At 71.6% G+C, this 23,297-nt stretch carries 28 protein-coding genes; 13 read left to right on the forward strand and 15 right to left on the reverse strand.

Annotated elements, in window-relative coordinates; genetic code table 11:
* Positions 1–119: 119 nt before the first annotated feature.
* On the reverse strand, positions 120–854 hold the full coding sequence (gene lepB / locus ACF1AJ_RS00210; RefSeq protein ID WP_391505633.1) for a signal peptidase I: 735 nt from the start codon (positions 852–854) through the stop codon (positions 120–122).
* Positions 855–984: 130 nt separating this feature from the next.
* On the opposite strand from lepB, the gene ACF1AJ_RS00215 reads away from it, so the two are divergent.
* Positions 985–2,418 carry a M23 family metallopeptidase gene (locus ACF1AJ_RS00215; protein WP_391505634.1) on the forward strand — a complete coding sequence of 478 codons (1,434 nt, stop codon included), beginning with the start codon at positions 985–987 and terminating at the stop codon, positions 2,416–2,418.
* Between the two features lie 57 nt (positions 2,419–2,475).
* A complete protein-coding gene (locus tag ACF1AJ_RS00220; protein WP_391505635.1) occupies positions 2,476–3,813 on the forward strand; it encodes a phosphotransferase in 1,338 nt (445 codons plus the stop codon).
* On the opposite strand, the gene ACF1AJ_RS00225 is transcribed toward ACF1AJ_RS00220, so the two are convergent.
* A complete protein-coding gene (locus ACF1AJ_RS00225) occupies positions 3,806–4,267 on the reverse strand; it encodes a MarR family winged helix-turn-helix transcriptional regulator (protein WP_391505636.1) in 462 nt (153 codons plus the stop codon). The two genes, ACF1AJ_RS00220 and ACF1AJ_RS00225, sit on opposite strands and share 8 nt — an antisense overlap.
* Positions 4,268–4,329: 62 nt before the next feature.
* Between ACF1AJ_RS00225 and ACF1AJ_RS00230 the strand changes: the two genes are divergently transcribed.
* Positions 4,330–4,698 (forward strand): VOC family protein, encoded by a 369-nt coding sequence (locus ACF1AJ_RS00230; protein WP_391505637.1) that lies wholly within the window; start codon positions 4,330–4,332, stop codon positions 4,696–4,698.
* A gap of 48 nt (positions 4,699–4,746) precedes the next feature.
* On the opposite strand, the gene ACF1AJ_RS00235 is transcribed toward ACF1AJ_RS00230, so the two are convergent.
* From ACF1AJ_RS00235 to paaA, 6 genes are read right to left on the reverse strand one after another with little or no spacing between them, the layout of a single operon-like run.
* A complete protein-coding gene (locus ACF1AJ_RS00235) occupies positions 4,747–5,517 on the reverse strand; it encodes an enoyl-CoA hydratase/isomerase family protein (protein WP_391505638.1) in 771 nt (256 codons plus the stop codon).
* A gap of 14 nt (positions 5,518–5,531) precedes the next feature.
* Positions 5,532–6,638 (reverse strand): 1,2-phenylacetyl-CoA epoxidase subunit PaaE, encoded by a 1,107-nt coding sequence (gene paaE, locus ACF1AJ_RS00240; protein WP_391505639.1) that lies wholly within the window; start codon positions 6,636–6,638, stop codon positions 5,532–5,534.
* A gap of 10 nt (positions 6,639–6,648) precedes the next feature.
* Positions 6,649–7,131: a 1,2-phenylacetyl-CoA epoxidase subunit PaaD gene (paaD, locus tag ACF1AJ_RS00245; protein ID WP_391505640.1), complete on the reverse strand. Its 483-nt coding sequence runs from the start codon at positions 7,129–7,131 to the stop codon at positions 6,649–6,651.
* Positions 7,125–7,985, reverse strand: a complete 861-nt coding sequence (gene paaC, locus ACF1AJ_RS00250) for a 1,2-phenylacetyl-CoA epoxidase subunit PaaC (RefSeq protein WP_391505641.1) — start codon at positions 7,983–7,985, stop codon at positions 7,125–7,127. The genes paaD and paaC overlap by 7 nt, the downstream gene beginning before the upstream one ends.
* Positions 7,982–8,269: a 1,2-phenylacetyl-CoA epoxidase subunit PaaB gene (gene paaB, locus ACF1AJ_RS00255; protein ID WP_354476519.1), complete on the reverse strand. Its 288-nt coding sequence runs from the start codon at positions 8,267–8,269 to the stop codon at positions 7,982–7,984. Before paaB ends, paaC begins: the two co-directional genes overlap by 4 nt.
* Positions 8,266–9,240, reverse strand: coding sequence for a 1,2-phenylacetyl-CoA epoxidase subunit PaaA (gene paaA, locus ACF1AJ_RS00260; RefSeq protein WP_391505642.1), 975 nt, complete (start codon positions 9,238–9,240; stop codon positions 8,266–8,268). The genes paaB and paaA overlap by 4 nt, the downstream gene beginning before the upstream one ends.
* Positions 9,241–9,324: 84 nt before the next feature.
* On the opposite strand from paaA, the gene ACF1AJ_RS00265 reads away from it, so the two are divergent.
* Positions 9,325–9,918, forward strand: coding sequence for a TetR/AcrR family transcriptional regulator (locus ACF1AJ_RS00265; RefSeq protein ID WP_391505643.1), 594 nt, complete (start codon positions 9,325–9,327; stop codon positions 9,916–9,918).
* Positions 9,919–10,008: 90 nt separating this feature from the next.
* Here ACF1AJ_RS00265 and paaZ read toward each other — a convergent pair whose 3' ends face one another.
* Positions 10,009–12,075: a phenylacetic acid degradation bifunctional protein PaaZ gene (paaZ, locus tag ACF1AJ_RS00270; protein ID WP_391505644.1), complete on the reverse strand. Its 2,067-nt coding sequence runs from the start codon at positions 12,073–12,075 to the stop codon at positions 10,009–10,011.
* A gap of 36 nt (positions 12,076–12,111) precedes the next feature.
* Between paaZ and ACF1AJ_RS00275 the strand changes: the two genes are divergently transcribed.
* Positions 12,112–12,513 carry a PaaI family thioesterase gene (locus tag ACF1AJ_RS00275; RefSeq protein WP_018191772.1) on the forward strand — a complete coding sequence of 134 codons (402 nt, stop codon included), beginning with the start codon at positions 12,112–12,114 and terminating at the stop codon, positions 12,511–12,513.
* Here the strand turns inward: ACF1AJ_RS00275 and ACF1AJ_RS00280 are convergent.
* The 4 genes from ACF1AJ_RS00280 to ACF1AJ_RS00295 all read right to left on the reverse strand — a co-directional run bounded on the left by ACF1AJ_RS00280 (position 12,488) and on the right by ACF1AJ_RS00295 (position 15,937).
* The gene (locus ACF1AJ_RS00280; RefSeq protein WP_391505645.1) at positions 12,488–13,375 is read right to left on the reverse strand and encodes a 3-hydroxyacyl-CoA dehydrogenase family protein; all 888 of its coding nucleotides are present in this window, start codon (positions 13,373–13,375) and stop codon (positions 12,488–12,490) included. The two genes, ACF1AJ_RS00275 and ACF1AJ_RS00280, sit on opposite strands and share 26 nt — an antisense overlap.
* Positions 13,372–14,118 (reverse strand): enoyl-CoA hydratase/isomerase family protein, encoded by a 747-nt coding sequence (locus ACF1AJ_RS00285; RefSeq protein WP_391505646.1) that lies wholly within the window; start codon positions 14,116–14,118, stop codon positions 13,372–13,374. The genes ACF1AJ_RS00280 and ACF1AJ_RS00285 overlap by 4 nt, the downstream gene beginning before the upstream one ends.
* Entirely contained in the window at positions 14,115–15,299 is a 1,185-nt protein-coding gene (locus ACF1AJ_RS00290) for a thiolase family protein (protein WP_391505647.1), read from the reverse strand. Before ACF1AJ_RS00290 ends, ACF1AJ_RS00285 begins: the two co-directional genes overlap by 4 nt.
* A 209-nt stretch (positions 15,300–15,508) precedes the next feature.
* On the reverse strand, positions 15,509–15,937 hold the full coding sequence (locus tag ACF1AJ_RS00295) for an Lrp/AsnC family transcriptional regulator (protein WP_018191768.1): 429 nt from the start codon (positions 15,935–15,937) through the stop codon (positions 15,509–15,511).
* Positions 15,938–16,064: 127 nt separating this feature from the next.
* Between ACF1AJ_RS00295 and pdhA the strand changes: the two genes are divergently transcribed.
* From pdhA to ACF1AJ_RS00320, 5 genes are read left to right on the forward strand one after another with little or no spacing between them, the layout of a single operon-like run.
* Positions 16,065–17,219 carry a pyruvate dehydrogenase (acetyl-transferring) E1 component subunit alpha gene (gene pdhA / locus ACF1AJ_RS00300; RefSeq protein WP_391505648.1) on the forward strand — a complete coding sequence of 385 codons (1,155 nt, stop codon included), beginning with the start codon at positions 16,065–16,067 and terminating at the stop codon, positions 17,217–17,219.
* Positions 17,216–18,268 carry an alpha-ketoacid dehydrogenase subunit beta gene (locus ACF1AJ_RS00305; RefSeq protein WP_391505649.1) on the forward strand — a complete coding sequence of 351 codons (1,053 nt, stop codon included), beginning with the start codon at positions 17,216–17,218 and terminating at the stop codon, positions 18,266–18,268. Before pdhA ends, ACF1AJ_RS00305 begins: the two co-directional genes overlap by 4 nt.
* The gene (locus ACF1AJ_RS00310) at positions 18,265–19,605 is read left to right on the forward strand and encodes a dihydrolipoamide acetyltransferase family protein (protein ID WP_391505650.1); all 1,341 of its coding nucleotides are present in this window, start codon (positions 18,265–18,267) and stop codon (positions 19,603–19,605) included. Before ACF1AJ_RS00305 ends, ACF1AJ_RS00310 begins: the two co-directional genes overlap by 4 nt.
* A gap of 15 nt (positions 19,606–19,620) precedes the next feature.
* The gene (locus tag ACF1AJ_RS00315; protein ID WP_018191764.1) at positions 19,621–19,743 is read left to right on the forward strand and encodes a hypothetical protein; all 123 of its coding nucleotides are present in this window, start codon (positions 19,621–19,623) and stop codon (positions 19,741–19,743) included.
* Between the two features lie 32 nt (positions 19,744–19,775).
* A complete protein-coding gene (locus ACF1AJ_RS00320) occupies positions 19,776–20,726 on the forward strand; it encodes a DMT family transporter (protein WP_391505651.1) in 951 nt (316 codons plus the stop codon).
* On the opposite strand, the gene ACF1AJ_RS00325 is transcribed toward ACF1AJ_RS00320, so the two are convergent.
* The gene (locus tag ACF1AJ_RS00325) at positions 20,723–21,304 is read right to left on the reverse strand and encodes a nitroreductase family protein (RefSeq protein WP_391505652.1); all 582 of its coding nucleotides are present in this window, start codon (positions 21,302–21,304) and stop codon (positions 20,723–20,725) included. The two genes, ACF1AJ_RS00320 and ACF1AJ_RS00325, sit on opposite strands and share 4 nt — an antisense overlap.
* A complete protein-coding gene (gene msrB / locus ACF1AJ_RS00330; protein ID WP_354476495.1) occupies positions 21,304–21,729 on the reverse strand; it encodes a peptide-methionine (R)-S-oxide reductase MsrB in 426 nt (141 codons plus the stop codon). The genes ACF1AJ_RS00325 and msrB overlap by 1 nt, the downstream gene beginning before the upstream one ends.
* Before the next feature lie 181 nt (positions 21,730–21,910).
* Here msrB and ACF1AJ_RS00335 point away from each other — a divergent pair, with 181 nt between their 5' ends.
* From ACF1AJ_RS00335 to ACF1AJ_RS00345, 3 genes are all read left to right on the forward strand, one after another.
* Entirely contained in the window at positions 21,911–22,222 is a 312-nt protein-coding gene (locus ACF1AJ_RS00335; RefSeq protein WP_309860614.1) for a DUF3263 domain-containing protein, read from the forward strand.
* 21 nt (positions 22,223–22,243) lie between these two features.
* A complete protein-coding gene (locus ACF1AJ_RS00340; protein ID WP_391505653.1) occupies positions 22,244–22,792 on the forward strand; it encodes a LytR C-terminal domain-containing protein in 549 nt (182 codons plus the stop codon).
* A 168-nt stretch (positions 22,793–22,960) separates the two neighbouring features.
* Positions 22,961–23,164, forward strand: a complete 204-nt coding sequence (locus ACF1AJ_RS00345) for a cold-shock protein (protein ID WP_391505654.1) — start codon at positions 22,961–22,963, stop codon at positions 23,162–23,164.
* Positions 23,165–23,297 lie beyond the last annotated feature (133 nt).

Below are 23,297 nucleotides of genomic sequence, written 5' to 3' on the forward strand. Positions count from 1 at the left end.
GCGCTCGCTCCGCCCCACCGTCGAGTCCGCACAAATTGCACGCCGCGCGCGCCCGCGGCGTGCAAAGTTTGCGGACTCGACGGTGGGCGTTGGACGCGAGTCGGCGGAAGCGGCGCGGGCTACTTGTCCTCGCGCTCGACGCCGCGGAAGACGTCGGGGTAGTCGTCGAGCCACGACCAGTGGCTGGCCGGCCAGCTGATCACGAACGCTTTGCCGACGACGTCGGAGAGAGGCACGAAGCCCTTGCCGGGGTCGTCCATGTGGTAGCGCGAGTCCGCCGAGTTGTAGCGGTTGTCACCCATCACCCAGACCGAGCCCTCCGGCACCGTCACGTCGAACGACTTCTCCGACACCGCCTGGACTCCGGCCGGAAGCAGCACGTACGGCTCCTTGAGGGGGACGCCGTTGACGCTCATCTGCCCGAGGGCGTTGCAGCAGGTGATGTGATCGCCCGGGAGGCCGATGAGGCGCTTGACCAGGTGCTGGTCGGAGTCCGACGCGCCCAGGCCCACGAAGTCGAGCACGGCGCCGACGCCCTGCTGGAGCGCGTTGCCGGTCTCCGGCGGGGCCGGGGGGAGCCATCCACCTGGATCCTTGAACACGACGACATCGCCGCGCTGCAGGCCGAACACCTTCGGCTGGAGCTCGTTGACGATGATGCGATCGTTGATCTGAAGGGTGTTCTCCATCGACCCGGAGGGGATGTAGAAGGAGCGCGCGACGAACGTCTTGATCAGGAACGACACCAGCACCGCCACCACGAAGATGATCACCACATCGCGCAGCAACGTCTTCCAGCTGGACGTGCGCCGGGCGGATCGTCGCGGGCGCGCGGTGGCAGTACTGTCGGTCACAATCTCTCACCGTAACGTGCGGATGCTGTGAGCCGCATCCGACCTCGAACGGGTGTCTTGTTCCCCACCCCGAGCGGTGAGAGCATCTCACTACAGGCCGAACGGCGTATGCCGCCGGCCCGTTCTGATCATGCACGCATCGCTCGGACGACACTGGAGAGCGACGCGACCCGCGGGGCCGCGCCTGGCTCCCGCGTGGGCGGTGCTGGTGCTGGTCGCCGGGAGTCTGCTGGGCGTCTCGTCGCCCGCCGCGGCCGACGAGTGCACGACAGAGTGCGCGCCCGCGGCGACGGACGGATCGGGCGCGCCGGGAGTGGGTGCGACCGGCGGCGACGCGCCCGCGACACCGGATCCGACGCCGTCGGGCGAGCCCGATCCGACCCCGGATCCCACTCCAGACCCGACGCCGACCCCGGACCCGACACCCACCCCGGACCCGACGCCCACGCCGACCCCCACCCCGTCAAAGCCTCCGTCCTCTCCGCCGGCGTCCACACCGCCCGCCGCCAGCCCGCCCGCGGCCCCCGACCCGGCGCCGTCGGATGAGATCACTCTCAGCGTTCCCGACCTCCCGCAGTTCCCGACGGTCGACCCCGCCGACCTCGAGCGGGCCGTACAACTGGCCAGCGACCTCGCCTCGGCGCAGGCGCAGTTGGCCGATGCCATGAGCGAGTCGGAGACCGCCCAGAGCGAACATGACCAGGCGCAGGCCGCGGCCGACGCCGTGCAGAAGCAGGCGGACGCCGCAGCCGAGCAGGCCCGCAAGAGCGCGGCGTTCGCGACCGCGCTGATCCGCTCGTCCGGCACGCACTTCCTGACCCAGGATCCGCTCAGCGCGGCCTTGCAGGGCTCCGGTGACCTACTGACCAAGCTGGGTGCCGCCGACCGGCTCGCCGCCCTCTCGAAGGATCGCGACGCCGCCATCCGACAGGCCTCAGCCGAGAAGAAGCTCGCGCAGACCTGGGCCGAGAAGGCACAGAGCGCGGCGGAGGCGGTCGCAGCAGTGGATGTGGAGAGCAGCCAGCAGGCCGTGGCCGACGCGCAGGCACAGGTCAATGCGGCCTCCGCCGCTCTCGCCGCCGCGCCGACGGTGATCGAGGCCGGCTCCGGCTGGCAGGTGCTCACCTCCGACCCGACACTCGTCGCGAGCGGGTGGGCGCTCCCCGTGCAGGGGTCGCTCACCGACGTGTTCGGCCCGCGGCCGTCGCGTCCCCTCGGCACCGACCCGTTCCATCCCGGTGACGACCTTGGCGCCGCCTGCGGAACCACCATCTACGCTGCGGCGGCCGGCACGGTCGTCCGGGCAGGGCCCTACAGCGGGTATGGCAACTTCGTCCTCATCGACCACGGTGGGGGTGTGCAGACCGCCTACGGCCACATCCGCGACGGGGGCATCGGAGTGACCGCCGGACAGCAGGTCGCCGCGGGCCAGCCGATCGCGCAAGTGGGGTCGACGGGGTTGTCGACCGGCTGCCACCTGCACTTCGAGGTGCGGGTCAACGGCCTGCAGATCGACCCGCAGCCGTTCCTGGCCGCACGAGGTGTCGTGCTCGGCCGGCACTGATCCTCAGGATTCGCTGGACCCGGCGCGCAAACGGCGCAGCGGGCGTACGGTTCAGGCATGACCGAACTCACCGAGCTGGTCGGGACGTGGATGCGACGTCAGCGCTGGTACTCGACGAAGAACGTCGAGCCGCGCCTGCGGCTTCTCGCGTCGTTCGACGCCGGACCCGCGGACGCCGACGCCCGCGTCGTCACTTACTTCTTCTGCGATGAGGCACCCCGTACCCCGCGGGTCTATCAGGTGCCGGTCGTGGCGCGCGCGAGCCGCGACGGCGACGAGGCCGCGCTGATCGGCGAGGCCGGGGGACGGTACCTCTACGACGGTCCGACGGAGGAGGCGTACGTCGCGTCCCTCGTGCAGCTGATGACCGGCCAGGAGCACGCCGAGGGCCGGGATGCGCACGCGCAGGGTCACACGCTCGGCGAGCGGATCGCGGTGCGCTCGTCGCGGCGGCTGACCGGGGAGCAGTCGAACACGTCCATCGTCGGCGAGCTCGAGGACGGCCGTCTCGCCCTCATCAAGGTGTTCCGCGTGGTGCAGGACGGCGAGAACCCCGACGTCTCGACGCTCGCCGCGCTCACCGCCGGCGGATCCAGGCGGACACCCTCCCTGCTCGGCTGGCTCACCGGCAGCTGGCCCACACCGTCGGGCGGGACCGCATCCGGCGAGCTCGCCCTCATGCAGGACTTCGTGCCGGGCGCGGAGGACGGCTGGGAGCTGGCGGTCAGCGCCGCCGAGCGCGGCGAGGACTTCACCGACCGCGCGTATCAGCTGGGAGCGGGCACGGCCGAGCTGCACCGTCTGATGGCCCGCTCGCTGCCGACGAAGCCAGCGACGAAAGAGGATGTCGCCCTCGCCCTCGACGGGATGTTCCGACGTCTCACGGTCACGACCACGGAAGTGCCCGAGGTGGACGAGCTCCGCGCGGGGATCGCCGCCGTGTACGAGGACGCGGCTGCGGCGCCGCTCCCGCTGCTGCAGCGCATCCACGGCGACCTCCACCTGGGCCAGGTGCTCTACGCGCCGGACCGGGGCTGGCAGTTCATCGACTTCGAGGGCGAGCCGCTGCGCCCGCTCGCCGAGCGCGCCCTGCCCGATGCGACCATGCGCGATGTCGCCGGGATGCTGCGCTCGTTCGACTACGTCGCCGGCTCTCTCGCGCGGAGGGAGACGCCGGTGGATGCGACGGCCTGGGCCGCGAACGCCCGCCAGGCGTACCTCGACGGGTACGCGTCGGTCGCCGGCTCCGAGGTCGAGGACTTCCGCCTGCTCCTCGACGCGTTCGAGCTCGACAAAGCGGTGTACGAGATCGCGTACGAGGCGCGGCACCGGCCGGCGTGGATCCCGATCCCGCTGTCGGCGGTGCAGCGGCTGCTGGCGACCCGCGTCAGCTGACGCCGCTGTCGTCGCCGCGGAGCGACGCGATCATGCTCCGCAGGATGCGGCGGGCGGCCGCCTGCTCCGTCTCCGTGAGTCCTGAGAGCATCCGGACCTCCACGGATCGCACGGCCGCGCTCGCCTGCTCGAGGCGCCGACGGCCGCGCGCGGTGAGCCGGGTGGGCAAGACCTTCCCGACGGGTGCCTCCGACGGCCGCGTCACGTCGCCCTCCCGCTCCAGGGCCTGGAGGAGCACGTTCATCGACTGGCGGGTGACGAAGGTTCCGCGCGCGAGTTCGGAGTTCGAGAGGCCGGGCCGCTGCGACAGCAGCTCCAGACACGAGTAGTGCGTGATGGTCATGCCGAGGGGGCGGAGGACATCCTCCATGGCCGCGCGCAGCGTGCTCGACGCCTCTTTGAGCAGGTAGCCCAGCGACGTCTCGAGGTCCACGCCGGCTCCGTCTTGACTCATGTCAGTATTCTGACATAGATTGAGCCGTGTCAGATAACTGACACGAAACGAAGGAGCACCCCATGCCCGCCACCGGACCCGACTTCCTCTCCCTGCAGGTGCGTGACCTCGACGCCTCCCAGGCCTTCTACGAGCAGTACCTCGGGCTCGTCCGCTCGCCGGCAGGGCCTCCGCACGCCGTCGTGTTCGACACGACGCCGATCGCGTTCGCGCTCCGCGACCTGGTGCCCGGCACCGACCTCGATGCGGCAGCGCAGCCCGGGATCGGCGCAGCGATCTGGCTCCACGCGACGGACGTCCAGGACATCCACGACGCGCTCGTCGCCGACGGCCGCACGATCGTCGCCGCGCCCATCGACGGCCCGTTCGGCCACACGTTCACGTTCGCCGACCCCGACGGCTACCACATCACGCTGCACGACCGCGTCTGACGGCCCGGCGATAGCGGCCGCGGCCGCGACAGCGGAAACGGAAGCGGCTCAGTGGCCGGTGAAGCCCGGCTTCCGCTTCTCCTGGAAGGCGCGGAAACCCTCGCGGTAGTCGTCGGTATCGCGTAGGGCCGCCTGTGCGGCGTTCTCCGCGGCGACCGAGCCCCAGAAGTTCAGAGACCCGTCGCGGAGATCCGAGACGATCCGCTTGCTCGCGAGGAAGGCCTGGGTGGCGCCGGATGCGGCTGCCGCGGCCGCCGCATCCACCTCCTCGCGCAGGGCGTCAGCAGGAAGCGCCCGTGAGAAGAGGCCGCCCTCGACGGCTTCCGTGCCCGAGATGAGTCGCCCGGAGTAGATGAGGTCGAGCGCGCGGTGCGGACCGAGTCGCGAGACCAGCAGCCAGTGGCCGCCGGAGTCGAGGGCGGCCCCCAGGGCGGCGAACGGGGATCCGACCTTCGCGTCCTCGGCGATGTAGACGACATCCGTCGCGATCAGGAGTCCAAGGCCGACACCCAGGCAGGCGCCCTGGGCGGCGGCGAAGGTCGGCGCACGGAAGGCCGCGATGCGCCGAAGCAGCGGCGTCACCAGGCCGTCGAGGTACCCGCTCACGTCGTCCGTTGCAGGGTCGACGCCCGCGATGTCGCGTCCGGCGCAGAACGCTCGGCCCTCCCCGCGCAGCACCAGCGCCCGGACCCCGGCGGCTTCCGCGTCGGCGTAGGCCGCATCCAGCGCCCGGAGGTCGTCCGGGCCGAGCGCGTTGAGTCGCTCGGGCGCGTTCAGCGTGATGCGGGCGATCCCTTCGGTGATGTCCAGGTCGATCACGGGGCCTCCGCTGCTCAGACGTCGTAGTCGACCACGACGCGGTCGGTGAGGGGATGGGACTGGCAGGTCAGCACGTAACCGCGTTCGAGCTCTTCGGGCTCCAGCGCGTAGTTCTCCGTCATCCGGACGTCGCCGCTGACCAGACGCGCACGGCAGGTCCCGCAGACACCGCCGGTGCACGCGAAGGGCACGTCGGGGCGCACCCGCAGGGCGGCGTTCAGCACCGATTCGTTCGCGTCCACCGGGGTGGTCACTGTCGAACTGAGCCCGTCGAGCGTGAACTCGATCTCGGCCGTGCGCTCGCCGTCGTGCACGACCACCGGACGGCCTTCGTCGCCGCGTGGCTCGACCGGGTCGCCTGTCGTGAACAGCTCGAAGTGGATGCGTTCCCGCTCCACCCCGTACGTCTCGAGCACATCGCGGCACAGCTGGACGAGCTCGAAGGGTCCGCAGAGGAACCACTCGTCGACGGTCACCGGCGGGATGAGCGTGTCGAGCATCCTGCGCAGCCGGTCCTCGTCGATGCGGCCGGAGAGCAGAGGTGCCGACCGCTGCTCGCGGGAGAGGACGTGGTGCAGCGCGAGCCGCGACGGGTAGCGGTCCTTCAGATCGGCGAGGTCCTCCAGGAACATCACGTCGATGGCCGTGCGATTCGTGTACACGAGCGTGAACTGCGCGGTGGGGGAGCCGGCGAGGATGCTGCTCGCGAGCGCCATCAAGGGGGTGATGCCCGATCCTGCCGCGATGCCGACGACGTGCCGGCCGTCGACGCGGGACGGGTCGACGGTGAACGTGCCCTGCGGGCTCATCACGTCGATCCGGTCGCCCGGCCGCAGTTCGCTCGTCGCCCAGGTCGAGAACGCGCCGCCCAGGTCGCGCTTGATCGCCACGCTGATGCGGCCGGCGTGTTCGGCTGTCGGCGGCAGCGGCGGCCGGCAGAGCGAGTAGCTGCGCCGCAGCTCCCGGCCGTCGACGTGGGCGCGGAGGGCGACGTGCTGCCCGGGCAGGTAGTCGTACTCGCCGCGGAGCTCCTCGGGCACCGCGAAGGTGACCTCGACGCTCGCCGCCGTCAGCGGCCGCACCTCGGCGACCGCGAGCGTGTGGAATCGTGCCCGCGCCATCAGGCCGCCCTCACAGCGCCTTGAAGTGGTCGAACGGCTCGCCGCACGACCGGCAGACGAACAGCGCCTTGCAGGATGTCGAGCCGAAGTGCGCCACCTCGCGCGTATCGAGCGAGTCGCAATGCGGGCACTTGACCGACATGCTCAGACGGACCGGGCCAGCGGCCGACGGGGGAGCGATGCCGTACTCCTTGAGCGCGTTGCGGCCCTTCGCGCTGATCCAGTCGGTCGTCCACGCGGGCGACAGCACGAGGCGGACGCGCACGTCGCCGAACCCCTCCGCGGCCAGCGCGCGCACGACATCCTCGCGGATCGCATCCATCGCAGGGCAGCCGGAGTACGTCGGCGTGATCACGACCTCGACGCCGTCATCGGAGACGGTCACTTCGCGCAGCACACCCAGGTCGTCGATGCTGAGCACCGGCACCTCGGGGTCGACCACCGCAGCGACCGCCGACCACGCCCGCGCGGCGTCCGCGTGATGGGTCACCACGACGCCCCCGGATGCTGGCGGGCGAGCACCTGCAACTCCGCGAGCAGCGGCGCCAGGTACTCGGAGTGACGGCCCAGGCGGCCGCCGCCTGCCGCATGGAACGCGGTCGGCGGCTCCAGCTGCGCCTCCGCGAGCACCGGGGCGACCTCCGCCTCGAACGGCTCCCGCAGCGACGACGGCCGCACGGCGATGCCGTCGAGCGCGGCGAAGAGATCCTCGCCTCCTACCACGTCGTCCGAGAACAGCTCGTCGACGTACGGCCAGACGTCCTCCATCGCGCGGAGGGTGCGGCGGCGCGACTCGTCCGTGCCGAGCGCGAGGCGCAGCATCCACTGGTCCGCGTGGTCGCGGTGGTAGTCGACCTCCTTCACCGCCTTGGCGGCGACACCGGCAAGTACCGGATCGGTGGATGCGCGCAGCCGCTCGTACAGCGGGTGCAGATAGTGCGCGGCGGCGAACTGGCGGACGATCGTGTGCGCGAAGTCGCCGTTCGGCTGCTCGAACAGGTGCGCGGAGCGGAACCCGGTCTCGTCGCGCCAGTAGGCCAGGTCGTCCTCCGTGCGTCCCGTCGCCGAGCCGGCGTAGCGCAGCAGCGAGCGGGCGTGGCCGAGCAGGTCGAGGGCGATGTTCGCGAGGGCGACATCCTCCTCCAGCTCCGGCGCGCGGGTGATCCAGCCGCCCAGGCGCTGCGCCAGGATGAGCGAGTCGTCGCCCAGCCACATCGCGTACTCGGCGACCTCGGGCGAGGCCGGGGCGTCGGTGGAGACGAACTCGTCGGAGAGGACGACGGCGCTGAGTTCGACGTGGCCGTGGTCGGTGTCGGCGTCGGCGAGGCCGTGGTCGGTGTCGGTCACAGGTGCTTCACCCCCTCGGCGGCGGTGTAGTACGTGGCGTGGCGGAAGTTCTTGCCCTCCGGTGCGGTGAAGAAGGCGTCCTTCGCATCCGGGTCGCTCGCCGTGATCAGGTCCGAGCGCACCACCCAGATCGAGACGCCCTCGCCCCGCCGCGTGTACAGGTCGCGGGCGTTCCGCACCGCGAGCTCCTCGTCGGGGGCGTGCAGCGAGCCGACGTGCACGTGGCTGAGGCCGCGCGAGGCCCGGACGAACACCTCCCACAGCGGCCACGGCTCGGCGGTCATGCGACCGCCTCCGCGCTCTGGCGAGCGGAACGCTGCTTCTCGGCGTACGCGGCCGCCGCCTCCCGCACCCAGCGGCCGTCCTCGTGCGCCTCCCTGCGGCGCTGCAAGCGCTGCGCGTTGCAGGCTCCGCGGCCGGCGATGACCTCCTGGAGCTCGCTCCAGTCGATCGGGCCGAGGTCGTAGGCCTGGCGCTCCTCGTTCCAGCGGAGGTCCGGGTCGGGGAGCGTGACGCCCAGCGCCTCCGCCTGCGGAACGAGCATGGCGACGAAGCGCTGACGCAGGTCGTCGTTGGAGAAGCGCTTGATCTTCCACGCCATCGAGCGGGCCGAGTTGGGGGAGTCGCCGTCGGGCGGCCCGAACATCATCAGCGACGGCCAGTACCAGCGGTTCACCGCATCCTGAGCCATCCGCTGCTGCTCGGGGGTGCCGCGCATCAGCGTCAGCAGGATCTCGAAGCCCTGCCGCTGATGGAACGACTCCTCCTTGCAGATGCGGACCATCGCGCGGCCGTACGGCGCGTAGGAGCAGCGGCAGAGAGGCACCTGGTTGCAGATCGCGGCGCCGTCGACCAGCCAGCCGATCGCGCCGATGTCGGCCCAGCTCAGCGTCGGGTAGTTGAAGATCGAGGAGTACTTGGCGCGGCCGGAGAGCAGCTGCTCGGTCAGCTCGTCGCGGGTGATGCCGAGGGTCTCGGTCGCGGAGTAGAGATAGAGGCCGTGGCCGGCCTCGTCCTGCACCTTCGCCATGAGGATCGCCTTGCGCTTCAGGCTCGGAGCGCGCGTGATCCAGTTGGCCTCCGGCTGCATCCCGATGATCTCGGAGTGGGCGTGCTGCGACATCTGCCGGATGAGCGTGCGGCGGTAGTCGTCGGGCATCCAGTCGCGCGGCTCCACACGGGAGTCGGAGGCGATCAGCTCGTCGAAGCGCGCCCGGCCGTCGGTGTCGGTTGGCGCCTCTGTGGTGGTGGTCATCGTCGACCTCTCCTCGCAGATCACTACTTACTGATCGTTCGTTCAGTATATCCACGAGAGCGGCTCGCGTGCCAGACTGGGCGCGTGACCGACACGCTCCGCTCCGACGCCCTGCGCCGAGGGCGGCCCGGCTACGACCAGCGGGGCATCCTCGAGGTCGCGGTCGCCGCGTTCAACGAGCACGGCTACGACGCGACCTCCATCGGGATGCTCGCCGACCGCCTCGGACTGTCGAAGTCGGCGATCTACCATCACGTCTCATCCAAGGATGAGCTGCTCTCCCTCGCACTCGACGAAGCCCTCGACGGGCTGGAGGGCGTGCTGCGGGCGCCCGAGGCGACGACCGGGCCGGCGGCCGACCGGCTCGCCTACGTGCTGCGCGGCGCCGTCCGGGTGCTCGCCGACCGGCTGCCGTACGTGACGCTGCTGCTGCGCGTGCGCGGCAATACCGAGGTGGAGCGGGCGGCGCTGGCCCGTCGCCGCGCGTTCGACCACGCGGTCGCCGAACTGGTGGCCGAGGCGCGGGCCGAGGGCTCCTTGCGCACCGACGCGGATCCCGCGGTCGTCGCGCGCCTCCTTTTCGGCATGATCAACTCCCTCACCGAGTGGTACACCCCCGCGGGTCCCCTGACCCCCGACGACCTCGCCGACACCATCCTCGCGCTGGCCCTCCGCTGACCCGCGCCCCAAGCCAACAGCTCCTGAGTTTTTCGCGCTCACAGCGGCGATTCGTGCGAAAAACTCAGGAGCTGTTGGCTTGGGGTGAGGCTATTTGGCTACGAGGGTGAGGACGTCGTAGGTGGCGACGAGCTCGTCGTGCTGGTTCAGGATGCGCGCATCCCACCGCACCTCGCCGTAGTCGTCGGTCTCCCGCGGCGTGATCTGCTTCGCCGTCAGGGCGACGCGGATGCTGTCGCCGGGCACGACGGGTGTCAGGAACCGCAGGTCCTCCAGCCCGTAGTTGGCGAGCACCGGCCCCGGCGCCGGGTCGACGAACAGTCCGGCCGCCCACGACACGAGCAGATACCCGTGCGCCACGCGTCCGGGGAAGAACGGGTTGGCGGCCGCGGCCTCCTCATCCATGTGCGCGTAGAACGTGTCGCCGGTGAACGTCGCGAACGTCTCGATGTCGTCGAGCGTGACCCGCCGCGAGCCGGACTGCACCTGGTCGCCGATCCGCAGGGTCGCCAGCGACTTGCGGAAGGGATGCGGCGGCTCGGCAGACGCGACGGCACCGGGATGCCACACCCCGGTGATCGCGGTGAGCAGATCGGGAGACCCCTGCAGCGCCGTCCGCTGCATGTGGTTCAGCACCGCGCGGATCCCGCCCAGCTCCTCGCCGCCTCCGGCTCGCCCCGGCCCACCGTGCACCAAGTGCGGCATGGGGGAGCCGTGGCCGGTGGAGGTGCGGGCGTCGTCGCGGTCGAGCACCAGGATGCGCCCGTTGTAGGCCGCAGAGCCCAGAACGAACACGCGCGCGAAGTCCGTATCGTGCGTCGCCACGCTGGTGACGAGCGACCCGCCGCCGTGCGCGACCAGCGCGACCGCCTCCTCCGCCGAGTCGTAGGAGAGGACGCTCGCGACCGGCCCGAACGCCTCCACCGTGTGCGCCTCCGGCGTCCACGCGTCCGCGAACCGCAGCAGCACCGGCGCGACGAAGGCACCCTCCGGGGCGACGCCGGTCGTACCGTCGGCCCGTACGACGGTCGGCTGGTCGAGCCCACCGAGCACCAGCTCGCCGCCGGCCGCGACGAGCCGTCCCACCTGCCGCAACACCTCCTCGCGCTGCGTGCGCGAGGCGAGCGGCCCCATCGTCACGCCCACGGCGCGCGGATCCCCGATCACGACGCGCGAGGCGATGCGGTCGCGCACCGCGGCGATCACGTCGCCCTCCAGCGCTGCGGGAACGATCGCCCGGCGGATGGCCGTGCACTTCTGCCCGGACTTGGCCGTCATCTCGACGACCAGCCCCTTCACATACGCGTCGAACTCCGGCGTCCCGGTGACGGCATCCGGCCCGAGCACCGACGCGTTGATCGAGTCGGTCTCGCTCGTGAACCGCACGCCGCCGGTCTGCACCGAGTCGTGCGCCTTCAGGCGTTCGGCGGTGGATGCGGACCCCGTGAACGCGACAAGGTCGCCGAGCCGCAGGTGGTCGAACAGGTCGGGGACCGATCCGCTCACCAGCTGCAGGGAGCCCGCGGGCAGGAGCCCGGACTCGACCATGATCCGCACGGCGGCCTCGGCCACGAACGCGGTCGGGGTGGCCGGCTTGACCAGGGTCGGCATCCCGGCGAGGAAAGACGGCGCGAGCTTCTCGAGCATCCCCCAGACCGGGAAGTTGAAGGCGTTGATCTGCACGGCGACGCCCGGCAGCCGCGTGTACACGTGACGGCCGAGGAAGCTGCCGTCCTTCGAGAGCTGCTCGGCGGGCCCGTCGAGCACGACCTGCGCGTTGGGCAGCTCCCGCCGTCCCTTCGAGCCGTACGTGAACATCGCGCCGATGCCGCCGTCGACATCGATCCAGGCGTCGGCCCGGGTCGCGCCGGCCTGGGCGGACAGCTCGTACAGTTCGTCCTTGCGCTCGGTGAGCGCCTGCGCGAGCCGCTTGAGCAGCAGCGCGCGCTGGTGGAACGTCAGCTCGCCGAGGGAGCGCTGTCCGACGGTCCGGGCGTGGTCGAGCGCGCCGGCGAGGTCGAGGCCGGCGGTGCTGACCCGGGCGATGACGGCACCGGTGGAGGCGTCGAGCACCTCGGCGGCGCGGTCCTCGGCGTCGGCGCCGACGGCGGATTCGGGCGTCCACCATCCGTCGCGGATGTAGCTGGGCAGGATCATCGAAGGCCTCCTCGAGTGGATGCGTATGCTGGCGGCATGGCCGACGGCGACTGGACGATCGAACTGGGTGAGCTCGACGTGAAGATGGGGGTGCGCATCCTGGAGCAGTCCGCGGAGCGCGTGGTGGCGACGATGCCCGTCGAGGGCAACCGCCAGTCGTTCGGGCTGCTGCACGGCGGCGCGTCGGTCGCGTTCGCGGAGGCGCTCGGGTCGTGGGCGGCCGTCATCCACGCCGGTCCCGGACGCAGCGCGGTCGGCGTCGACATCAACGCGACGCACCACCGGGCGGCGCGGTCGGGCCTCGTGACCGGGGTCGCGACCGCGATCCGGCTGGGCCGCACCATCGCCTCGCACGAGATCGTCATCACCGACGAGGACGGCAACCGGCTCTGCACGGCACGCATCACGAACCTCATCGTGGACGCTCCCCAGCGGTAGCGATCGGCGACCCGTCCTCACCCCAGGCGAAGAACCCCTGGCCGGTCTTGCGGCCGAGCATCCCCTCATCCACCATTCGCCGTAGCAGCTCGGGCGGCTCGAAACGCGGCCCGAGCTCGCGGGCGAGGTACTCGGCGATGTCGAGCCGCACATCCAGCCCGACCAGGTCGGTGAGCCGCAGCGGACCGACGGGATGCTTGTAGCCGAGCTCCATCGCCGTGTCGATGTCGTCGGGGGTGGCGACGCCCTCCTCGACCATCCGGATCGCCTCCAGCCCGAGCAGCACCCCGAGGCGGGACGAGGCGAAGCCGGGGGAGTCGCGCACGGTGATCGCCGTCTTGCCCAGCCCGCGCACCCACCGTTCGGCGGCCTCCCCGGCGGTGGCCGCGGTCGCCGTGCCCAGCACCACCTCCACGAGAGTGGATGCGGGAACCGGGTTGAAGAAGTGCAGCCCCAGGAACGCGCCCGGCCGGGTTAGCCCTTCCGCCAGGGTGTCGATCGACAGGGACGAGGTGTTCGTCGCGAGCACCGCATCCACCGGCAGCAGCTGCTCCGCGCGGGCGAGCGCCTCGCGCTTCAGGTCGAGCAGTTCGGGCACCGCTTCGATCGCGAGGCCCGCGCCGTTCAGAGCCTCCCAGGTCACGGTGACGAGCAGGCGCGCCGGGTCGGGGGCCGGTGAGCCGCGGCGGACGCTGCCCTCGACGGCGGTCAGGATGCGCTCCCGCGCCTCCGACGCCGCGGTCGCGTTCTGCTCGACCACGGCCACTTCCGCACCCGCCATGAGGAACGCGTGTGCGATCCCCGATCCCATCCGCCCGCCGCCGATGACGGCGACCCGCTCGGGCAGCCCTGTCGTGCTCATCTCCGGCCCCTCCGCTCCAGGAACTCGGTCATCCTCCGCCGCTTCTCCGGCGACTCGAACAGCACCGCCTGCGCCTCACGCTCGGCGGCGGGATGCCGTTCGGCCGGTTCGCGCAGCACCCGCTTGGTGAGCTGGGTCGCCAGGGGATCGTTCGCGGCGATGCGGTCGGCCAGGGCGTGGGCTCCCGTGAGCAGCTCGCCCGGCTCGAACAGGTCGCCGACGAGTCTTACGGCGAGCGCCTCCTCGCCGGTCAGGATGCGCCCGGTCAGCACCAGTTCGGTGGCCAGCGGCAGGCCGATGAGGTGCGGCAGCCTCGACAGCGCGCCGGCGGCGGCGATGATCCCGAGGCCGGTCTCCGGGTTGCCGATGCGGAGTCGCGGGGTGCCGATCCGCAGGTCGGCGGCGTAGGCGAGTTCAGCTCCGCCGCCCAGCGCGTATCCGTCGAGGGCGGCGATCACCGGCATCGGCAGCATCGAGATGCGGGTGAAGATCGTGTCGTTGATGCCGCTTGCCGCGTCGGCTGCGGTGCGCTCTCGCAGCTCGGCGATGTCGGCGCCGGAGGCGAACACGCCGCCCGAACCGGTGAGGATGAGGATGCGCGGCTGCACTTCCAGCGTTGCGCATACGCGGTGCAGCTCGTCCACCATCTGCTGGTCGATCGCGTTGCGGCGCTCCGGCCGGTCGAGCGTGACCACGACCCGATCGCCGCGTTCCTCGACGGCGAGGGTGCTGTACCCGGTCATAGCGCCTCCACGATCAGGGAGGTGCCCTGGCCGACGCCGACGCACATGGTCGCGAGCCCGCGTCGTGCACCCTCCCGCTCCATCCGGCCGAGCAGGGTGATGAGGATGCGCGACCCGCTCGAGCCGAGCGCGTGGCCGAGGGCGATGGCGCCGCCGTCCGCATTGACGACCGCGGGGTCGAGCCCAAGACGGCGGATGCACGCAATGGCCTGGCTGGCGAACGCCTCGTTGAGTTCGATCGCGCCGAGGTCGGAGGCGTCGAGTCCGGCGCGTGCGAGGACCTTCTGCGTCGCGGGTACCGGACCGAGGCCCATGACTTCCGGCGCGACGCCGGCGCTGGCCGCGGCGACGATCCGCGCCCGCGGTTTGAGCCCGTAGCGCTCGACGGCTGCCGCGCTCGCCACCACGATCGCCGATGCTCCGTCATTCAGCGGCGAGGCGTTGCCCGCGGAGACGACGCTGCCGCCCGCGACGACCGGCGTCAGGCGCGCCAGCGCATCCATGCTGGTGTCGCGGCGGATGCCCTCATCGGCCGTGACCGTCCCGGCCGGGGTCTCGACGGGGAGCAGCTCGGCGTCGAACCGTCCGCCGTCGGCCGCGGCAGCCGCTCGCCGGTGGCTCTCCAGGGCGAAGGCGTCGGCCTCCTCGCGCGTGATGCCGTCGATCCGGGCGACCTCTTCGGCCGTCTCGGGCATCGTGTAGGTGGCCTTGTCGCGGTCGAGCAGACGCGGATTGGTGAATCGCCAGCCGATCGACGTGTCGTACTGCGGCCCGGGCTTCGCCCACGGCCGCTCCGGCTTCGCCTGCACCCACGGGGCGCGCGTCATCGACTCGACGCCGCCCGCGACCACCAGGTCCGCATCCCCGGCCCGGATCGCCTGCGCTGCCTGGATCACCGCGGTCAAGCCGGATGCGCACAGCCGGTTGACGGTCATGGCCGGCACCGCATCCGGCAGCCCGGCGAGCAGGACGGCCATGCGCGCGACGTTGCGGTTGTCCTCGCCAGCCTGGTTGGCGGCGCCCAGGATGACTTCGTCGAGGGAGTCCGGGGGAGCCGCGGCGCGCCGTACGGCCTCGGCGACGACGAGCGCGGCGAGATCGTCGGGACGGACTCCCGCCAATGCTCCGCCGTAGCGGCCGACGGGCGTGCGCACTCCACCCACGAGGTAGGCCTCCGCCATCGCTGCCCTCTTCCTCGAACGCGACGAATTACCGAACGAACGTTCAGCAATTGCATCGTCGCAGAATCGCCGCCCCCGGGCAACCCGCGCCGCTCCGCCGCACCGGCCCGCCCCGGTCGGAGATCCCGCCGGTTCCGGCGCGTATCTCCGTCCCGGCCGCGGTGCGTCGGAGTTTCGAACGTTTCATACCTACGCTGGCGCCCGCGCCGCTACCGCTGGTCGTGGTCCTCGAACACCAGCGACGTCTTCGTGTCCCGCACCGACGGGATGCTCGTCAACTCCTCCAGCACCACCCGCCGCAGGTCCTCGTTGTCCCGGGCCCTCACCAGCAGGATGACGTCGAAGTCGCCGCCGACGAGCGCGAAGTGCTCCACCTCGGGGATCTGCCGTAGGCGGTCGCGCAGGTCGTGCCAGGCCGCCTGCTCCACCCGCATGGTCACGTACGCGGATGACCGGCGCCCCGACAGCCGCGGGTCGACCTTCGCGGTGAACCCGGTGATGACGCCGTCCGACACGAGCCGGGAGAGCCGCGCGTACGCATTGGCGCGCGACACGTGCGCCGCCTCCGCGACCGCGGTGATGGAGGCGCGGCCGTCGGCGCGCAGAGCGTCCAGGATGCGTACGTCGATGTCGTCCATGGTGCTGGACAGTCTGGCACTCGAACGCGCTCCGCGCATCCATTCGTCTCGGTTCCGGCGCACCCGTAGCGTCCGGGGTCCAGCGAAGTCATCCTGATGAGGAGCGACGTCTTTCAAAGGAGAACGGATGCACGCCGACGCACCGCTGCGCGCGGACGACCTGCTGCCGGGCGACACCCCGCTGCGGCTCATCGACCAGAACGGGTCCGCTGACCCGAGCGGCCACGCCGCCCTGGCGCCCGAGCGCGTTCCCGATCAGGGCACCCTGCGCGACGGCTACCGCCGCCTCGTCCTCGCCCGCCGCCTCAACGATCAGGCCGACGCCCTCGTCCGTCAGGGCCGGCTCGCGGTCTACCCGTCGTCGCACGGCCAGGAGGCCTGCGAGATCGCCGCGGCGATGGTGCTCGGCGAGCAGGACTGGCTGTTCCCGACCTACCGCGACACCGTCGCCGTGATCGCGCGCGGCGTCGACCCGTTCGAGGCTTTCGTGCTGCTCCGCGGCGATTGGCACTCCGGCTACGACCCCAACCGGCACCGCGTGGCCCCGCAGGCGACGCCGCTGGCGACCCAGCTGCTCCACGCGGTCGGCTTCGCCCACGCGGCCCGCCTCCGCGGCGAGGACACCGTGGTGCTCGCGATGTGCGGCGACGGCGCGACGAGCGAGGGCGACTTCCACGAGGCGCTCAATTTCGCCGCCGTCTTCCACCTGCCCGTCGTCTTCCTGGTGCAGAACAACGGCTACGCGATCTCGGTGCCCCTCAGCCGCCAGACCGCCGCGCCGAGTCTGGCGCACAAGGGCGTCGGCTACGGGATGCGCGGGCGTCTCGTCGACGGCAACGACCTCGCCGCTCTGCTCGCGGTGCTCGGGCAGGCCGTCGAGGAGGCGCGAGAGGGAGGTGGCCCGACGCTCGTCGAGGCGGTCACCTACCGCGTCAAGTCGCACACCAACGCCGACGACGCCACCCGCTACCGCACCTCCGACGAGGTGGAGCCGTGGCTCGCGCGCGACCCGCTGCTCCGGCTGCGCGCGTGGCTGACGGCGCAGGGAGTCCTCACCGAGGGCGACGACGCGGAGGCGCACGCCCACGCCGAGCGGGTCGCCGCAGACCTCCGCACGGCGATCATGGCCGACGCCGAACCGCATCCCGAAGACCTGTTCGCCCACGTCTACGCCACCCCGACCCCGCAGCTGCGCGAGCAGGCCGAGCAGCTCGCCGCCGAGCTCCGCGCCGCCGACGCGGGCCACGCGGGCCAGCCGACCAGCCAGGAGGCCGCACGATGACGCTCATGCACGACGCTCCCGCCGAACGCCCGGCCGGCGCGGAACCGGAGCAGGCCGCATCCACCGCACCCGCCACGATGACGATGGCGCAGGCGCTCAACCGCGCCCTCGCCGACGCCCTTGCCGCCGACCCGTCCGTGGTCGTCTTCGGCGAGGACGTCGGCGCCCTCGGCGGCGTCTTCCGCATCACCGACGGGCTGACCGCCCGCTTCGGCGAGGGCCGCTGCTTCGACACCCCGCTCGCCGAGTCCGGCATCGTCGGCACCGCGGTCGGCATGGCCATGAACGGGATGCGCCCGGTCGTCGAGATGCAGTTCGACGCCTTCGCCTATCCCGCCTTCGAGCAGATCGTCGACCACGTCGCCAAGATGGGCAACCGCACGCAGGGCCGTGTGCGCCTTCCGATGGTGGTGCGCATCCCGTACGCCGGCGGCATCGGCGGGGTGGAGCACCACTCCGACTCGTCGGAGGCGTACTACGTCCACACTCCCGGATTGACGGTGGTGTCGCCCGCGACCCCGCAGGACGCGTACGGGCTGCTGCGCGCCGCCATCGCGCATCCCGATCCGGTCATCTTCCTCGAGCCGAAGAAGCTGTACTGGTCGACGGGCGAGGTGGATGTTGAGGCGCCGCTCCCCGAGATCGGCCGCGCGCGCGTCGCGCGGGAGGGCGACGATGTGACCCTCATCGCCTACGGCCCGTCCGTCCCGGTCGCGCTCGCCGCGGCCGAGGCGGCCGCGGAGGACGGCCGCAGCATCGGGGTCATCGACCTCCGGTCGCTCGTCCCGTTCGACGACGAGACCGTGTGCGCTGCGGTCCGCCGCACCGGCCGTGCGGTCGTCGTGGCGGAGGCGCCCGGCTTCGCGAGCATGGCGGCAGAGATCGTGGCGCGCGTGTCGGAGCGCTGCTTCCACCACCTGCTCGCGCCGGTGCATCGGGTGACCGGGTTCGACACTCCCTTCGCGCCGCCCAAGCTCGAGCGGTTCTACCTGCCTGACGTCGACCGCGTTCTGGATGCGGTGGATGCGCTGCAGTGGGAGGACGCATGACCGCGCGGGTGTTCACCCTCCCGGACCTCGGCGAGGGGCTGACCGACGCCGAGCTCGTGCGCTGGCTGGTCGCGGTCGGCGACACCGTCGTGACGGACCAGCCGATCGCCGAGGTCGAGACGGCGAAGTCCGTCGTCGAGGTGCCGTCGCCGTACGCCGGGCGGATCGCCGCGCTGCACGGCGCCGAGGGCGAGAACATCCTGGTCGGTGCCCCGCTGATCGAGGTGGAGGAGCCCGCGGAAGCGTCGGCCACCTCCAGCGGCTCGGGCGCGGTGCTGGTGGGGTACGGCACGACGGCGCACGCCGGTCGTCGACCTCGCGCCTCCCGTACGACGACGCTCGAGCCGCCGCGCGCGACCACCGTCACGCCGTCCCGACCGCCCCTCGTCCCGGTCGTCTCGCCGGTCGTCCGCGCGCTCGCCCGCAGTCACGGAATCGACCTGTCGACCCTCCGCCCGGGTCGCCCGGACGGCGTCGTCACGCGTCACGATGTGGAGGCGGCGCTGTCGGCGCGCGCGCAGGTGCCGGCCCGCGCATCCACCGCAACCCCGTCGCCCGCGGCTCCCGCGGCACCCGCGGCACCCGCGGCACCCGCCGCTCCCGCCGAGACCGACCCGCGCACCGGCCTCGCGGTGCGGGAGACGACCGCGTTCTCCCGACTGCGCCGAACGGTCGCCGAGACGATGTCGCGCAGCCGCGCCGAGATCCCCGAGGCGACCGTGTGGGTGGATGTGGATGCGACCGAGCTGTGGGACGGCCGCCGGCGTCTGGCCCGCACGGGCCGCGCTCCCTCGTTCCTCTCGTTCGTCGCCCGGTTCGCCCTCACCGCGCTCGCCCGGCATCCCGAACTCGCCGGACGCGTCACGGCCGATGGGCAGGGCCTTCAGCTGTTCGACGGCGTCAACCTGGGCTTCGCCGCCGATACCGACCGCGGGCTCCTCGTCCCGGTCGTCCGCCGGGCCGACCGGCTCTCGGTGCGCGAGCTGGATGCGGAGCTCGACCGTCTGGCGCAAGCGGCCCGTGAAGGGACTCTCCCTCCCGCCGACCTCGCCGGGTCGACGTTCACGATCAACAACTACGGGAGCCTCGGCGTCGACGGCAGCGCCGCGATCATCAACCACCCGGAGGTCGCCATCCTCGGCCTCGGCCGGGCGATCGAGCGGCCCTGGGTGGTGGACGGCGCGATCGTGCCCCGCCGCATCCTGCAGCTGTCGCTCGTCTTCGATCACCGGGTCACCGACGGGGGAGTCGCAGCCGGGTTCCTCCGCGACATCGCCGACGCGGTCGAGTCGCCGCTCGGCGCGCTGGCGGACACGCCCGGCGCCGTCGGAGGCTGAGCGTATGGTGGCGGCATGAGCGACAAGAAGAACGACGACGACTACGACCTCACCGAGGAGAAGGAGGTCGCGCCGGAGGAGAACATCGACTGGCTTCCGAAGCCCGAGCCTACGGACGGCGAGGCCCCGGCGCCCTGAGCAGGCCCCGCCGCGGCCCTAGGCTTGGGGGAGTGACCCCTCGCTCGTTCCCGCTCTGGCTCGCGCTCGTCCTCGCCCTGCTCTGTGGCGCCCTCGTCGCGCTGCAGTCGCGCATCAACGGTGAGCTGGGGAGCCGGCTGGGCGACGGGTTCACCGCCGCAGCCATCTCGTTCGGCTCCGGGCTCGTGATCCTCACGGTCGCGCTGGCCATCGTGCCGGCCGGTCGACGCGGTCTGGCTCGCGTGCGCGACGCCCTCCGCGGTCGCGGCCTGCGCTGGTGGTACGTGCTGGGCGGTGCGGCCGGCTCGTTCCTGGTGCTCTCACAGGGCCTCACGGCGGCCGCGCTCGGCGTCGCGCTGTTCACGGTCGCAGTGGTGGCCGGTCAGACCATCAGCGGGCTGGTGCTCGACCGCGTGGGCCTCGGCCCGGGTGGCCGGCGTCCGCTGACCGCCGCCCGCCTCGTCGGAGCTCTGCTCGCCTTGGTCGCCGTCACCTGGGCGGTGTCGGCGCAGTTCGGCGGAAGCGCCCCGGTGTGGATGATGCTGCTCCCGTTCATCGCGGGTCTCGGCACCGGCTGGCAGCAGGCCGTCAACGGGCAGGTCCGCATCGTCGCCGAGAGCGCCCTGACTGCGACGTTCATCAACTTCGCCGTCGGCACCGCGGTCCTCGTGGTGCTCATGTTCGGCCACTGGGCGCTGGCCGGACTTCCCGCACGCCTCCCGGCGGAGCCGTGGCTCTACGTCGGCGGGGCGATCGGCTGCATCTTCATCGGGGTGACCGCGTTCCTGGTGCGGATCACGGGCGTGCTACTGCTCGGGCTCGCAACCGTCGCAGGCCAGCTGGTCTCCGCGCTCCTGCTCGACCTGCTCCTGCCCACCGCGGGCCACGTCCTCGCGTTCTCGACCATCGGCGGCACACTGCTCGCGATCGTCGCGGTCGCCGTCGCCAGCATCCGCTGGGGCTGGCGGCGGCAGCCCGCCTAGTCCAGGGCCGTCAGGAACCGCTCGGGATCGAGCGACCGGCGGTGCCCCTCCTTGCTATCCCCGGGGATGCCGCCCACGTACAACCAGCCGAGCAGCCGCTCGTTCTTCTTCAGCCCGTGCATCCGGTGCACCGCCTTCGACCGGGTGTGGTGACCGGTCCGCCACATCACGCCCCAGCCCGCGTCGTGGAGCAGCAGGCTCAGGATGTGCGCGACTCCCGACGCCACCGCATCCTGCTCCCAGCCGGGGACCTTCTCGCTCTTCGTCCGCACGGACACGATCGCGATCAGCAGAGAGGAGCGCAGCGGTTTGGACGCGAGCTTCTCCGCGTCCGATCCGGTCGCCTTCGCATCCCGGACGAACGCCTGCCCGAGCCGCAGCCGCGCGTCGCCGCGGAGCTCGATGAGACGCCACGGGTGCAGGGCGCTGTGGTCGGCGACCCGGCCGGCGGCGGCCACCAGGGGCAGCAGTTCCTCGTGGGTCGGCGCGTCCGGCGTCACCCGCGAGTACGACCGGCGCGCGGCGACGCGCTCGGCGAGGTCGCCGGCGGAGCCCGCGGCCGTCGCGCCTGTCGTCATCAGGACTCCGGCGTGAAGTTCAGCGACAGCGAGTTCATGCAGTAGCGGTCGCCGGTCGGCGTGCCGAAGCCGTCGGGGAAGACGTGCCCGAGGTGCGAACCGCAGGAGGCGCAGCGCACCTCGGTACGGACCATACCGAGGCTGGTGTCCTCGATCAGCTGCACGGCCTCCGGGCGGACGGACTCGTAGAAGCTCGGCCAGCCGCATCCCGAGTCGAACTTGGTGCCCGACTTGAACAGCTCGGCGCCGCACGCCGCACAGGTGTACAGGCCGGCGCGGCTCTCGTCGAGCAGCTCACCGGTCCACGGGCGCTCCGTCCCGGCCTCGCGCAGCACCGCGTACTGCTCGGGGGTGAGCTCCTCGCGCCACTCATTCTCGCTCTTGGAGACCGTGTATCCGTCCTGGGCTGTCTCGTTCGTTGCCATGCCTCTCCCTTTCGTCGTCACCAGACTAAACGGCGGCGCCGCGACGGCTGTTCCCGTTTCGTCCCGCGACGTGCCGGGAGGAAACGGGGAACACACAGGGCCTGCGCCCTAGGATGATGCGCGAGCGCGGGGCGCGACCGGCATGTCCGGCACCGTCCGGCGTCCGTGACGAGGGAAGGCGGTGCGCGTGACCCGGTCAGCCGACGAACGGCCCGCGGTCGACCGCGAGCCCTCGGACACGGACCAGCTGAGCGATCGGGATGCCGCGATCCTCGCGTTCGAACGCCAGTGGTGGCGTCACGCCGGAGCCAAGGAGCAGGCCATCCGCGAGGAGTTCGGTCTCTCGGCGGCTCGGTACTATCAGTTGCTCGGTGCGCTGATCGACCGCCCGGCCGCCCTCCGCCACGACCCCATGCTCGTCAAGAGGCTGCTGCGGCTGCGCGAGGCGAGGCTGGCCGCCCGACACGCACGGACCCTCCCGTCCGGCGACTGAACCCGAGGACCGCATCCCCCGATGGCTGAGAAGTACCCCCGCGACAGGTTCGACGAGATCCCCGACGACCTGAAGCGCGTCGGCGCGCACCGGGCGCCGCGCCCGCGGGGCCGTGTCTGGATGGCCGTCGGATGGGCCGCGCTCGCAACGATCGTGCTGGTCGGCGCGGGCATCTTCGGTCTCTCCGTCATCAACGGGAACATCTCGTTCCACGGGCCGTCGGCCTCGGCGTCCCGCTCGCAGACGCCGACCGCCACCCCGACTCCGACGATCGTTCCGACGGTCAACCCGGCGCTGCAGGTCAACGTGCTGAACGGCACGTCGACGGAGGGTCTGGCGCAGACCGTCGGCGACAAGCTCAAGGCGGCGGGCTGGACGGTCTCCGGTCTCGCCAATGCCGACCGCAACGACCTGGCGACCACCATCGTCTACTACGGCAACCCCGCCAATCAGGCCGCCGCCCTCGGTGTCGTCCAGTCGCTGCCGGGCGCGACCATCCAGCAGAGCAACGCCTTCGACGACACGGGCGCGGACATCACCGTCGTCATCGGCGCGAACTATCAGGGCTGATCCGGGCTCCACGGCCGCTCGTTCCCTTTGTTTCGCGCGTGTTTAACTTTTGCCTCATTTCGGAATCGATTCGCGAAATCTCTGGCGTCGCCGCCTATTGAAAGCATTAGGATCGGGGTCAACGTGCGGCGACGGATCGCGCGAGCGACACAGCAATGGGAGTAATGCATGGCGAACGGGACCGTGAAGTGGTTCAACGGTGAGAAGGGCTACGGCTTCATCACCGTCGATGGAGGGGGACAGGACGTTTTCGTTCATTACTCCGCGATTGACATGAACGGATACAAGGTTCTCGAAGAGGGCCAGCAGGTCGTGTTCGAGGTCGGAACGGGGCAGAAGGGCCCCCAGGCCGAGTCGGTGCGGCTGGCCTGAGCCCGTCGAAGCAACGAATCTGCGGAGCGCCGTCCCCATCGGGGGCGGCGCTTCGCCGTTGCTGCCGGTGTTCGCCGGTCGCGGAGTGATCTTGCACTCGACAGCGGTGAGTGCCAGAATCGCTTTAGCACTC

Source organism: Leifsonia sp. NPDC014704 (assembly GCF_043083605.1).
GTDB lineage: Bacteria > Actinomycetota > Actinomycetes > Actinomycetales > Microbacteriaceae > Leifsonia.

What these genes read in the sequence shown, in the direction of transcription:
- ACF1AJ_RS00295 (WP_018191768.1), bottom strand. Translation starts at nt 15,937, where the DNA reads ATGGACGACATCGACGTACGCATCCTGGACGCTCTGCGCGCCGACGGC.
- pdhA (WP_391505648.1), top strand. Translation starts at nt 16,065, where the DNA reads ATGCACGCCGACGCACCGCTGCGCGCGGACGACCTGCTGCCGGGCGAC.
- ACF1AJ_RS00280 (WP_391505645.1), bottom strand. Translation starts at nt 13,375, where the DNA reads ATGAGCACGACAGGGCTGCCCGAGCGGGTCGCCGTCATCGGCGGCGGG.
- ACF1AJ_RS00285 (WP_391505646.1), bottom strand. Translation starts at nt 14,118, where the DNA reads ATGACCGGGTACAGCACCCTCGCCGTCGAGGAACGCGGCGATCGGGTC.
- paaE (WP_391505639.1), bottom strand. Translation starts at nt 6,638, where the DNA reads ATGGCGCGGGCACGATTCCACACGCTCGCGGTCGCCGAGGTGCGGCCG.
- ACF1AJ_RS00310 (WP_391505650.1), top strand. Translation starts at nt 18,265, where the DNA reads ATGACCGCGCGGGTGTTCACCCTCCCGGACCTCGGCGAGGGGCTGACC.
- paaB (WP_354476519.1), bottom strand. Translation starts at nt 8,269, where the DNA reads ATGACCGCCGAGCCGTGGCCGCTGTGGGAGGTGTTCGTCCGGGCCTCG.
- ACF1AJ_RS00305 (WP_391505649.1), top strand. Translation starts at nt 17,216, where the DNA reads ATGACGCTCATGCACGACGCTCCCGCCGAACGCCCGGCCGGCGCGGAA.
- ACF1AJ_RS00230 (WP_391505637.1), top strand. Translation starts at nt 4,330, where the DNA reads ATGCCCGCCACCGGACCCGACTTCCTCTCCCTGCAGGTGCGTGACCTC.
- ACF1AJ_RS00275 (WP_018191772.1), top strand. Translation starts at nt 12,112, where the DNA reads ATGGCCGACGGCGACTGGACGATCGAACTGGGTGAGCTCGACGTGAAG.
- ACF1AJ_RS00325 (WP_391505652.1), bottom strand. Translation starts at nt 21,304, where the DNA reads ATGACGACAGGCGCGACGGCCGCGGGCTCCGCCGGCGACCTCGCCGAG.
- paaA (WP_391505642.1), bottom strand. Translation starts at nt 9,240, where the DNA reads ATGACCACCACCACAGAGGCGCCAACCGACACCGACGGCCGGGCGCGC.
- ACF1AJ_RS00345 (WP_391505654.1), top strand. Translation starts at nt 22,961, where the DNA reads ATGGCGAACGGGACCGTGAAGTGGTTCAACGGTGAGAAGGGCTACGGC.
- ACF1AJ_RS00315 (WP_018191764.1), top strand. Translation starts at nt 19,621, where the DNA reads ATGAGCGACAAGAAGAACGACGACGACTACGACCTCACCGAGGAGAAG.
- ACF1AJ_RS00215 (WP_391505634.1), top strand. Translation starts at nt 985, where the DNA reads ATGCACGCATCGCTCGGACGACACTGGAGAGCGACGCGACCCGCGGGG.
- paaZ (WP_391505644.1), bottom strand. Translation starts at nt 12,075, where the DNA reads ATGATCCTGCCCAGCTACATCCGCGACGGATGGTGGACGCCCGAATCC.
- ACF1AJ_RS00225 (WP_391505636.1), bottom strand. Translation starts at nt 4,267, where the DNA reads ATGAGTCAAGACGGAGCCGGCGTGGACCTCGAGACGTCGCTGGGCTAC.
- ACF1AJ_RS00220 (WP_391505635.1), top strand. Translation starts at nt 2,476, where the DNA reads ATGACCGAACTCACCGAGCTGGTCGGGACGTGGATGCGACGTCAGCGC.
- ACF1AJ_RS00290 (WP_391505647.1), bottom strand. Translation starts at nt 15,299, where the DNA reads ATGGCGGAGGCCTACCTCGTGGGTGGAGTGCGCACGCCCGTCGGCCGC.
- ACF1AJ_RS00340 (WP_391505653.1), top strand. Translation starts at nt 22,244, where the DNA reads ATGGCTGAGAAGTACCCCCGCGACAGGTTCGACGAGATCCCCGACGAC.
- msrB (WP_354476495.1), bottom strand. Translation starts at nt 21,729, where the DNA reads ATGGCAACGAACGAGACAGCCCAGGACGGATACACGGTCTCCAAGAGC.